The 10730-nt window shown below is 72.0% G+C and carries 12 protein-coding genes; 7 read left to right on the forward strand and 5 right to left on the reverse strand.

The genetic code is table 11. The annotated features are described in order from the left end of the window. Positions 1–46: 46 nt before the first annotated feature. The 6 genes from ACIBI5_RS05660 (at position 47) to ACIBI5_RS05685 (ending at position 4880) form a co-directional block, all read left to right on the forward strand. Positions 47–727, forward strand: coding sequence for a GntR family transcriptional regulator (locus ACIBI5_RS05660; RefSeq protein WP_397243500.1), 681 nt, complete (start codon positions 47–49; stop codon positions 725–727). Positions 728–736: 9 nt separating this feature from the next. Continuing rightward, positions 737–1105 (forward strand): DUF2203 domain-containing protein, encoded by a 369-nt coding sequence (locus ACIBI5_RS05665; protein WP_397243502.1) that lies wholly within the window; start codon positions 737–739, stop codon positions 1103–1105. A 68-nt stretch (positions 1106–1173) separates the two neighbouring features. After that, positions 1174–2163, forward strand: a complete 990-nt coding sequence (locus ACIBI5_RS05670; RefSeq protein WP_397243504.1) for a hypothetical protein — start codon at positions 1174–1176, stop codon at positions 2161–2163. A 5-nt stretch (positions 2164–2168) separates the two neighbouring features. Continuing rightward, the gene (locus tag ACIBI5_RS05675) at positions 2169–3134 is read left to right on the forward strand and encodes a hypothetical protein (RefSeq protein ID WP_397243506.1); all 966 of its coding nucleotides are present in this window, start codon (positions 2169–2171) and stop codon (positions 3132–3134) included. Between the two features lie 17 nt (positions 3135–3151). Continuing rightward, complete coding sequence (locus ACIBI5_RS05680) at positions 3152–3688, forward strand: CGNR zinc finger domain-containing protein (RefSeq protein WP_397243508.1); 537 nt, start codon at positions 3152–3154, stop codon at positions 3686–3688. A 10-nt stretch (positions 3689–3698) separates the two neighbouring features. Beyond that, entirely contained in the window at positions 3699–4880 is a 1182-nt protein-coding gene (locus ACIBI5_RS05685) for an MFS transporter (protein WP_397243510.1), read from the forward strand. Here ACIBI5_RS05685 and ACIBI5_RS05690 read toward each other — a convergent pair. Further along, the gene (locus ACIBI5_RS05690) at positions 4846–5469 is read right to left on the reverse strand and encodes an alpha-ketoglutarate-dependent dioxygenase AlkB (RefSeq protein ID WP_397243512.1); all 624 of its coding nucleotides are present in this window, start codon (positions 5467–5469) and stop codon (positions 4846–4848) included. The genes ACIBI5_RS05685 and ACIBI5_RS05690 overlap by 35 nt on opposite strands. Positions 5470–5627: 158 nt before the next feature. Between ACIBI5_RS05690 and ACIBI5_RS05695 the strand changes: the two genes are divergently transcribed. Beyond that, complete coding sequence (locus ACIBI5_RS05695; RefSeq protein WP_397243514.1) at positions 5628–6389, forward strand: VOC family protein; 762 nt, start codon at positions 5628–5630, stop codon at positions 6387–6389. 63 nt (positions 6390–6452) lie between these two features. Here the strand turns inward: ACIBI5_RS05695 and ACIBI5_RS05700 are convergent, their stop codons facing one another. The 4 genes from ACIBI5_RS05700 to ACIBI5_RS05715 all read right to left on the reverse strand — a co-directional run bounded on the left by ACIBI5_RS05700 (position 6453) and on the right by ACIBI5_RS05715 (position 10707). Further along, complete coding sequence (locus ACIBI5_RS05700) at positions 6453–7532, reverse strand: WD40/YVTN/BNR-like repeat-containing protein (protein WP_397243516.1); 1080 nt, start codon at positions 7530–7532, stop codon at positions 6453–6455. 346 nt (positions 7533–7878) lie between these two features. Then, positions 7879–9642 carry an ABC transporter substrate-binding protein gene (locus tag ACIBI5_RS05705; protein WP_397243518.1) on the reverse strand — a complete coding sequence of 588 codons (1764 nt, stop codon included), beginning with the start codon at positions 9640–9642 and terminating at the stop codon, positions 7879–7881. Between the two features lie 33 nt (positions 9643–9675). Further along, a complete protein-coding gene (locus ACIBI5_RS05710) occupies positions 9676–9951 on the reverse strand; it encodes a DUF2160 domain-containing protein (protein WP_397243520.1) in 276 nt (91 codons plus the stop codon). 3 nt (positions 9952–9954) lie between these two features. After that, positions 9955–10707, reverse strand: a complete 753-nt coding sequence (locus tag ACIBI5_RS05715) for a carbohydrate ABC transporter permease (protein WP_379623746.1) — start codon at positions 10705–10707, stop codon at positions 9955–9957. Positions 10708–10730: the final 23 nt, after the last annotated feature.

Genomic DNA, 10730 nt, shown 5'->3' on the forward strand with positions numbered 1-10730 from the left:
GTTGAACAATTCGACAAGAGGTTTGTGGGGTGATTGTCTGTTACATGTGGATGACGCGGTTGCGGATCTCGAGCGCGAGCGATCCAGGCTCGGGCGTACCAGCACGGCGGAGCGGGTGGCCGACATCCTGCGCGACCGCATCATCGAGGGGTTCTTCGAGCCGGGGCAGCGGCTGTCGGAGGAGTCCATCTCCGAGGCGCTCGGCGTCTCGCGCAACACGCTGCGCGAGTCCTTCCGGCTGCTCGGGCACGAGCGGCTGCTGGACCACCGGCTCAACCGCGGCGTCTTCGTCCGCGTGCTGTCGGCCGAGGACGTGGCCGACCTCTACCGCGTCCGCCGCGTGCTCCAGGACGCGGCGGTGCGCCGGCGCCCCACGGGGGCGGCGCTGGCGGTCATCAGGGAGGCGGTCGCCGACGCCGAAAGGTCGGCCGCGGCCGACGACTGGCGCGGCGTCGGCACCGCCAACATCCGCTTCCACCAGGCGCTGGTCGCCATGAACGGCAGCCCCAGGCTCGATGAGACCATGCGGCAGCTACTGGCCGAGCTGCGGCTGGTCTTCCACGTGATGAAGAACCCGCGTGCCTTCCACGAGCCGTTCGTCGTGCTCAACCGCGAGCTGCTCGAGCACATCGAGGCGGGACGCACCGACGAGGCGGCCGCCTTCCTCGCCGGCTATCTGGACCACGCCGAGCGACTGCTCGTCCACGCCTACGACCCCAGCCGATAGCGTGCGGTCATGGAGCGGACCTTCACCCTCGACGAGGCGCGCGCGATGCTGCCCGGAATCCTCGACGAGGCCGGGCGGCTGGTCGCCGCCCGCGCCGACCTCGCCGAGATCGCCTACGACCGCGAGCAGGAAGGCGTCTCCCCGCTGGGCGGCCTGGCCGAGCTGAAGGCCCTGGAGGCCCGGATCGAGGAGATCATCAGCGGCTGGCACGAGCGCGGGCTGCAGGTGAAGGGGATCGCGCCGGTGCTGCTCGACTTCCCTTCGGTGATCGGCGGGCGGCCGGTGGGCCTGTGCTGGATCGAGGGCGAGCGCGAGCTGGGCTGGTACCACCGCGACGAACTCGGCTTCGCCGGCCGGCGGCCCCTCCAGCGCGAATAGTGGCCGAGCTGTGACCAACTGTCCTGCTTCCTCACGGGTCCAATCCTGTGAGCGAAAGGAGGACGAGGATGAGGCACAGCTCAGCGGCCGCCACGGTCGTCGCGGCGCTGCTGGCGGCCGGATGGGCCGCGACACCTGCCACCGCGCACACCGGGGCGGCACCCGAGGTGAGGGCCGCATGGATCAAGTCCTGCACCGACAAGCAGGACGTCTCCTACCCGTGCGGGCAGTGGCGGCTGATCATGCGCGACGGCCGCACGGTCACCGTGCCCGGCGCCGCGGCCGCGGCCGCCGACGGAAAGGGCGTCCCGCAGTACCAGGAGGCGCCGTTCGCCGTCAGCGGTGACGGCCGCTGGATCGGCTACCTGCGCGCGAGCGACCACCGCCTGGTCGTACGGCGCGCCGCGGGCGGCCGGGTCACCGCACTGCCGAAGTCCCTGACCCCGAAGGCGTCGGGAAGCATGGACCTCACGCTGCGCCTGTCGCCGCACGGCGACCGGATCGCGATCGACCACACCGACGGCAACAAGCCCGGCAAGATCGTCACCGTCAGGACGGGAGCGACGGTGAACCTGCCGGCGGGCGACGTTCCGCAGGCCTTCAGCTCCGACGGGGACGAGCTGCTGGCCACGCGCAACCTCACCGACAACACCACCGCGCTGGTCGTGCACCACACCGACGGCCGGCCGCCGCTGCGGCGCACGCCGCCGCAGGTCATCGGCGCGGCCGGCGTGTACGCCCTGGCCGCCGACGGCAGGAACGCCGCCGCCCTCATCCCGGGCGACTACGACGGGGTCAAGCCGCCCAAGCTGCGCGAGTACGACATGACGAACGGGGAGATGGGTCCCTCGCTGAAGCTGGCGGCGCCCAAGGGCTACGTGCCCGCGGTCGCCTCCTACGACCGCGACGGCGGCCTCGGCGTGCTGTTCTACCAGGGGGAGAGCGGCACGGGGCACGCGTGGTCGGCCGGCGTGGACACCTCGGCGGGCACGCTCACCAAGCGTGACCACTACACGATCAGCGCGGCCAGGTACGCCGCGCGGCTGGCGGGGGAGTGAAGGCCATGAAGACCAGGTTCGCCGCCGCGCTGGCCGCGGGCGCCCTCGCCCTGAGCCTGTCACCGGCCGCCCCCGCGCAGGCGGGCCCGCACGACCACGACGCCGTCCGCTACGCCTCGCTGAAGGGCTGCGCCGACAAGAAGGACGAGCGGCGCCCGTGCGGACCCTGGCGGCTGGTCACGCACGACGGCGGGCAGCGGCCGCTGCGCGACGCGCAGACCGTGGCCAGGCACGCCGACGGCACCTCCTCGGGCTACCAGGTGGCGCCGATCGCGGTCAGCGGCGACGGCAGCCACGTCGCCTACTTCACCAAGCGCGGCCGCCTGGCCGTCCGCACGATCGGCGGCGGGGTGAAGCTGCTGGCCGCCGACGCGCTGCCGCGGGTCGCGCAGTACGACGTGACGCTCCTGCTCTCCGACGACGGCGCCAAGCTGGCCGCGGCGATCACCGGGAAGAAGACGCGGATCTTCGACACCGCGAGCGGCACGCAGGTCGGCTCGGCCGGAAGGGGCGAGGCGGTCTCCGGCTTCAGCGGCGACGCCGACGAGCTGCTCACCTCCTCCGAGGGCGAGGAGCCCGTGACCGACCTGGCCGTCTACCGCGACAGCGGCGAGCAGGTGCGCCGGGTGACCCCGCCGCAGGTCGTCGCCTACAACGGCCCCTACGCCCTGGCCGCCGACGGCGCGACGACCGCCAACGTGATCCAGGGCGGGAAGCCCGCACTGGTCCTGTACGACAGCGCGGTGGACCAGGTCACCGCGAAGATCCGGCTCACGCTGCCCAAGGGCGAGGTGCTGAAGGCCGACTGGACGGGCGAGAACCAGGTGACGCTCCACCTGGCGGACGTGCCGGAGAGCGGGCCGACGAAGATGACCGTCGTGCGGGTCGAGGTGCCTTCCGGCAAGGTCACGGTCAGGGACCGCTACAGCGTCCTTGCCGACTCCTACGTCTTCGCCGCCTGCGGCGGCTGACACCGTACCCTGCAGGGATGGAGGTGCATTCGACCAGGGCGATGGCGGCGCGGGCGGTGGCGTTGTGCGAGGCCCTGCTGTGGGAGGAGCCGACGCCCGGGTCGATCGCCGGCGTCCTGCGGGCCCACGGGGAGCGGGGCCCGCTGGAGCTGTCGCCGGACGACGTGCGCGCGATGCGCGCGGCCGCCGGGCGCCTCATGGAGCTGTTCGCCGCCCCGTCGGCCGGCGCGGCGGCGGGGCTGCTCAACCGGCTGCTGGCCGGCGCCGCCTGCCCGCCCCGCCTGACCGACCACGGCGGCACGACGACCTGGCACCTGCACGTGGACCGCGACGACGACGCGCCGTGGGCGGAGTGGTTCCTGGCCTCCTCGGCGATGTCGATGGCGGTGCTGCTGGCCGATCATCAGCGGGTTCCGGCGGGGCTGTGCGCCTCGGTGAGCTGCGGCCGGCCGTTCCTGGACATCTCGGGCGGCAGCCCCAGGCGCTACTGCTCGCCGCGCTGCGCCACCCGGGAGCGGGTGGCCGCCCACCGCGCCGCCACCCGGGGCATGTAACGTCTCTTTCATGTTATGGCGTTACATGCTCGGGGCGGCCTCGGCGCGTACCGGCGACGACATGTCCGGGCCCGCGCTGCTCGTCCTGGGGCTCGCCGTCAGCGGGTCGCCCGCGGTCGCGGGATGGCTGCTCGCCGGGCTGACGGTCTCGGCCTCGGTGGGCGGGCCGCTGCTCGGCGTGCTGCTCGACCGCGCGCGGCGGCCGGGCCGGCTGCTGGCCTGGTGCCTGACGGGGTACGCGGGCGGGCTCCTGGTGATCCTCGCCCTCCTCGGCCGGGTGCCCGACGGGCTGGTGATCGGCCTCGCGGTGCTGACCGGGCTGCTCGGGCCCGCGCTCAGCGGCGGCTGGACGGCGCAGCTGCCGCTGGCCGTGCCCGCGGGCTCGCTCGCGCGCGCCAACGCGCTCGACTCGATCTCCTACAACGTCGCCGCCCTGCTCGGGCCCGCGCTCGCCGGGCTCATGGCGGCCTTCGGCGGCGGCTCCACGCCGGTGATCGCCGCCTGCGTCCTCATCGCCGCCTCCCTGCCCGTCGCCCTGTCGCTCCCGCCGCGCGAGCGCGTGGAGAAGGGGACCTCGGTCGCGGCCGAACTCCTGGCCGGCGCGCGGGCGATCACCGGCAGCCCCTCGCTGCGCCGGGCCACCGTGACCTCGATGATCTCCATGGCCGGGGTCGCCATGCTGGTCGTGTGCACGCCGCTGCTGGGCGAGCGGCTCGTGGGCAGCGCCGGGTTCGGGGCGCTGCTCCTGGCCGTGACCGCCGCCACCGCCCTCGGCGCCAACGCGGTGCTGGCCCACCGCGCCCCCGCCGCCGGGACGTGGTGGCCCGACGGCGTGCTCGTCGCCGCCACCGCCGTGGTCGGGGCGGGCATCGCCGTCGCGGCCCTCGCCGGCTCCTTCGCGCTCGCCGTCCTGGCCGCAGCGATCGCGGGCGTCGGTGAGGGGCCGCAGCTCACCGCCCTTTTCGCGGTACGGCACCGCGACGCCCCCGCCCGGCTGAGGAGCCAGATCTTCACCACCGGCGCCAGCCTGAAGATCACCTCGTTCGCCGCCGGGTCCGCGGTGGCCGGGCCGCTGGCCGTACACTCCGTGCCCCTCGCTCTCGCGGTCGGCGCGGCGCTGCAGGCGGCGGCGGTCGCGGCCTACGGTGCCATGTCGCTCAGCGCACCCCGCGCGGACGGAACTGAACGCTGATCCGCGGCCCGCACGGCCGCGCGGTCTTCGGCACCGCGTGTTCCCAGGTGCGCTGGCAGCTGCCGCCCATCACGATGAGGTCGCCGTGGCCGAGCTCGCGGCGCACCGACGGACCGCCGCCCCGGGGACGGAGCAGCAGGCTGCGCGGCGTGCCGACCGAGACGATGGCGACCATCGTGTCCTCGGCGGCGCCGCGGCCGATGGTGTCGCCGTGCCAGGCGACGCTGTCGCGGCCGTCGCGGTAGAGGCACAGGCCCGCGGTGCTGAACGGCTCGCCCAGCTCCTCGGCGTAGTGGGCGTCGAGCGCGGCCCTGGCCTCGGCCAGGACCGGGTCGGGCAGGGGCTCGGCCTCGCCGTAGAACTTCTGCAGGCGCGGCACGTCCACCACCCGGTCGTACATGACCCGGCGCTCGGCCTGCCACGGCACCTCGCGCAGCAGCCGCTCGAACAGCGCGTCGGCGCCGCCGAGCCAGCCGGGCAGCACGTCGATCCAGGCGCCCCGCGACAGCCGGGTGCGCACCGGCGCGAGCGGGCCGGGGCCCGGCTCCTCGCCCACGTCGAGCAGCGAGCCCTGGTAGAGCACATCCATGTGTTCGAGTATACGTGATCGCCTGAACACACATTCGAAACTCGCTAGGCTCTCCTCATCCCCGACGCCGTGTGCGACGCTGAGAAGTGGCGTCGCCCTCAATCCCCTCCGCACCGTGAGGCGGCGGGCCGACCATCATCCACACGAAGGAGCACGCCATGCTCACCACGAAGAACCTTCCCGGCACCCCGGTCTGGCTCGATCTCGGGAGCCCCGACCTCCCCGCGACGGTGGCCTTCTACACCGCGCTGTTCGGGTGGAGCCACCACACCATGCCGGGCGGCGGGGACTACGGGTCGTTCCAGCAGGACGGCAAGACCGTCGCGGCGGTGGGCAGGCTCACGGAGGAGGGGGCCGACCCCGCCTGGATCCTCTACTTCCGCAGCACCGACGCGGAGGCCACCGCGAAGGCCGTCGAGCAGGCCGGGGGCACGGTCCGGATGGCGCCCTCCAAGGTCGGGCCCGAGGGCCGCATCGCGCAGTTCAGCGACCCGGCGGGGGCGCAGTTCGCGATCTGGGAGCCGGGGCGGCTCAAGGGGCTGGAGCTGGTGACCGTGCCGGGCTCACTGTGCTGGGCCGAGCTCTACACGCCCGACGCCGGCGGCGGGCAGGCGTTCTACCGGTCGGTGTTCGACTGGAGCTTCGAGGACATGCCGATGGGCGAGATGACCTACACCGTCGTCACCCCGCCCGGCGGCGACGCCGACGACAGCATGGCCGGGCTCGTGCCCATGCCGGGCGTGGCGCCGCACTGGCTGCCGTACATCGAGGTGGGCGACTGCGACGCGGTCGTGGCCAAGGCACGGGAACTGGGCGGCGCGGTCGCGGTGGCCGCCGAGTCGGTGGAAGGAGTGGGCCGCTTCGCCACCCTGACCGACCCCCACGGTGTCCGCTTCGCCGTCATGACCAGCTCCGGCTGACCGGGTCCGGCCCTCTGCCCTGTCCTGGCGGCTGGGCAGGGGGCCGGTGGCGTACCCGGGTGGTCAGCGGCGGCCGAGGGCCAGACGGGCCACCCTGCCCTGCTCGCCCGCGGCCCAGCAGCTCAGGTCGGGCGTGCACGACACGGTGTCGAACGAGCCCGTGTCGAACGTGTGCCACGTCCGGCCGCCGGTGAAGGAGATGTCGCTGCCGCTCGGGCCCACGGCGATCGCGGCCAGAGGGAGCAGCGCCACGCCGGAGCGGTAGGCGGGCGGCGGCACGCGCGAGGGCCGCCAGGTGGCGCCGCCGTCGGCGGAGTAGGCGCCGGCCGAGGGGGAGGCCTGGCCGGGCCGGTAGTCGCCGCCGACCGCGATGCCCTGGTGCCGGCCGCGGAAGGCGAGGGCGAACACCCCGCGGGCGGGGTCTCCCGCGGGGATGGGAGTGTCGGTCACGGTCCAGGTGCGGCCCCGGTCGCGGGAATGGAACACGCGCGACCGCTCGGCGCCGCCACTGGCCAGCCACGCGTCCCGGCCGCCCGACGTCACCAGGCACTGCCCGCTGGCCGCGAACCCGGCCTCACCGGGCAGCGCGTCCGGCATCCCGGCGGCGGGCAGGACCGCCCAGCTCCGCCCGCCGTCCGACGTCGACAGAATCCTGAACCTGCCGTCCACCGGGTCGCTCATCGCCAGCCCGTGGCGGCGGTCGAAGAAGGCCATGCAGTCGTAGAAGGCGCGCGGCTCGTCGTTGCGGAAGGTCTCCGTCCAGGTACGGCCGGCGTCGTCGGTGCGGTAGACCCGCGAGTCGGTGCCCTCGCCGATGGACAGCGCCACGGCGGCATCGGGCCCGAACGCCTCGATGTCGCGGAACTGCAGCGCGCCCGCGCCGGGCGGCGAGACGTTCCGCCAGGTACGCCCGGCGTCGGTCGTCCTGAGCACGGTACCTTCGCTGCCCGAGGCCCACACGACATCACGGCTCACCGGAGCCAGTCCGCGCAGGCGGCCGGTGACGCCGGTCTGCTTGAGATCCCAGCGGAGGAGGTCGCCTCCGGTGAGGCCGCCGAGGTCTGGGGTGTCGGCCTGGGCTGGCAGGGGGGTGATCAGCGCACAGGCCGCGGCTACGGCCGTGATCGCGATACGTAACTTCATGCCGAGCAAGCTAAGCCCGCCCCTCCCACCCCGTCCACCATCCACCCTTACCCCCACCCTCACCCCCACTCCCACGCCGCGGTTCCCACGCCCCGGTCTCGGGCTCCGAGTCCCGCGCTGCTCCCGAGCCCCGCGCTGGTCCCGGTCTCCGGGTCTCCCACGTCCCGCGCACCGGGTCCCGCGCGTGTCGGTTCGGGGTCTCCGCGTCCCGGGGTCCCGCGCGTCGGTTCGGGGTCCCCGGGTCTCCCGGGTCCAGGGTGCCGGTCTGGTTGGCAGGTGGCCTTCCTCGCCCGGTGGGCGGGAGGTCCCCGTGCGTGGTCGGGGCGCACGGGGACTCACGGGGTGGTCAGTCGCCGGACTTCCACTGGGCGATCAGCTTGTCGTAGTCGAGGGTCTCCGGCTTGCCCCTCTCGTCGGCCAGCTTGGGCGCGGGTGCCCCTGGCTGGTCGAGCCACGTCTGCGCGGCCTGTTCAGGGTTGAGCTTGGGTGCGCAGGCGCCGCCGTAGCCGCGCCGTTCCAGCCGGGACAGGATGTCGTCCTGCTGCTTGGCCAGGTTGTCCATGGACTGCTGGGCGGTCGTCTCGCCGGTCACCGCGGTGGCCACGTTCTGCCACCACAGCTGGGCGAGCTTGGGGTAGTCCGGGACGTTGGTACCGGTCGGGGTCCACTGGACGCGCGCGGGTGAGCGGTAGAACTCGATGAGCCCGCCGTACTTGGGGGCGTTCTCGGTGAAGTAGGCGCTGCGGATGTCGGAGTCGCGGATGAAGGTCAGGCCGGTGATGGACTTCTTCAGCGACACCGTCTTGGAGGTGACGAACTGGGCGTACAGCCAGGCGGCGGCGCGCCGTTCCGCGGGAGTGTTCTTCAGCAGGGTCCAGGATCCGGCGTCCTGGTAGCCGAGCTTGTTGCCGTCCTTCCAGTACGCGCCGTGGGGGCTGGGGGCGATGCGCCACTTGGGGGTGCCATCGGCGTTCACGACGGGCAGGCCCTGCTTGGTCATGTCGGCGGTGAAGGAGGTGTACCAGAAGATCTGCTGGGCGATGTTGCCCTGCGCGGGCACGGGGCCGGACTCGCTGAAGTTCATGCCGGCGGCTTCCTTGGGCGCGAAGCGCTTGAGCCAGTCCACGTACTTGGTGAGGGCGTAGACGGAGGCGGGGCCGTTGGTGTCGCCGCCGCGGGTGACCGAGGAGCCGACGGGACGGCAGTTCTCGACGCGGATGCCCCAGTCGTCGACGGGCAGGCCGTTCGGGATGCCGGGGTCGCCGTTGCCGGCCATGGACAGCCAGGCGTCGGTGAAGCGCCAGCCGAGCGAGGGGTCCTTGCGGCCGTAGTCCATGTGCCCGAAGACCTTCTTGCCGGCGATCTGCCCGTTTCCATTGACCTTGTTCGTGAAAAAGTCGGCTATATCCTCATAAGCCGCCCAATTCACTGGTACGCCCAGGTCGTAGCCGTACGCCGCCTTGAACTGCTTCTTGATCTCCGGATCGGTGAACCAGTCGTACCGGAACCAGTACAGGTTCGCGAACTGCTGGTCGGGCAGCTGGTACACCTTCTTGTCCGGCCCGGTGGTGAAGCTGATCCCGATGAAGTCCTTGAGGTCGAGCGTCGGCGAGGTGACGTTCTTGCCCTCCCCGGCCATGTAGTCCGACAGCGGCACCACGTAGTCGCCGCGCGCGTGCGTCCCGATGAGGTCGGAGTCGTTGACGTAGGCGTCGTAGATGTTCTGGTTGCCCTGGATCTGGGTCTGCAGCTTCTCGACGACGTCGCCCTCCTGGATCAGGTCGTGCTTGATCCTGATCCCGGTGATCTCGGTGAAGGCCTTGGCGAGCTGCCGCGACTCGTACTCGTGCGTGGTGATCGTCTCCGACACCACGTTGATCTCCATCCCGCGGTACGGCGCCGCCGCCTTCAGGAACCATTCCATCTCCGCCAGCTGCTGATCCTTGGCCAGTGTCGACGGCGTGAACTCGGTGTCCACCCACCTCTTGGCGGCCGCCCTGCCGTTCTCCTCACGGAAGTCGCTCGACGGCTTGCTCCCGCTGGAGCACCCCGCCAGCAACAGGGCGAGTACGCCCAGCGCGGCCGCGTGCCTCTTGAGTGTGTGCGACATGTCCGACTCCTCTCGCGAGCAAGGGGGCGCAGGTCAACCCCATATCCCGATCACGGCCACGACGACGAGCGCGCACCCGAGCGCGAGCCACATCGACAGGTCCGTGACGGCGATCCACCCGGCGAGCACCACCGCCGCGCTGATCAGTCCGATGTAGAGCCGGTCGCCCCTGTCGGTCTCGATGCGCAGGAAGCCGCGCCGGGCCGGCGGCGGCGACAGGCGTGCCCAGACGGTCATGGCGACCAGCAGCAGGGCCAGACCGGCGAAGACCAGTGCGGTGGGCGCGGTCCAGACCATCCACTCCAGCACCTGTCACACCCTTCCCAGCGCGAAGCCCTTGGCGATGTAGTTGCGGACGAACCAGATGACGATCGCGCCCGGGATGATCGTCAGCACGCCCGCGGCGGCCAGCAGCCCCCAGTCGATCCCGGCGGCGCTGACGGTGCGGGTCATGGTGGCGGCTATCGGCTTGGCGTTGACCGAGGTGATCGTCCGGGCGATCAGCAGTTCGACCCAGCTGAACATGAAGCAGAAGAACGCGGTCACGCCGATGGCCGAGCGGATCATCGGCAGGAAGATCCGGAAGAAGAAGCGCGGCAGCGAGTAGCCGTCGATGGCAGCGGTCTCGTCGATCTCGCGCGGGATCCCGGACATGAACCCTTCCAGGATCCACACGGCCAGCGGCACGTTGAACAGCATGTGCGCGATGGCCACCCCGAGATGCGTGTCGAACAACCCCACGCTCTGATAAATCTGAAAAAAGGGAAGAAGAAAGACCGCCGGCGGCGCCATCCGGTTCGTCAGCAGCCAGAAGAACAGGTGCTTGTCCCCGGCGAAGCGGAAGCGCGAGAACGCGTACGCCGCCGGCAGCGCCACGATCAGCGAGAACACCGTGTTCAGCGAGGTGTAGACGATCGAGTTGAGATAGCTGGAGTACCACGCGGAGTCCGTGAAGAACGTGACGTAGTTCTCCAGCGTCACGTTCTGCGGCAGCAGCGAGAAGCTCCCGAGGATCTCGTCGTTGGGCCGGATCGACATGCCGAACATCCACAGCAGCGGCAGCATGAGCGTCGCCACGTACAGCCAGA

Source organism: Nonomuraea sp. NPDC050540 (assembly GCF_044457485.1).
Taxonomy (GTDB): domain Bacteria; phylum Actinomycetota; class Actinomycetes; order Streptosporangiales; family Streptosporangiaceae; genus Nonomuraea.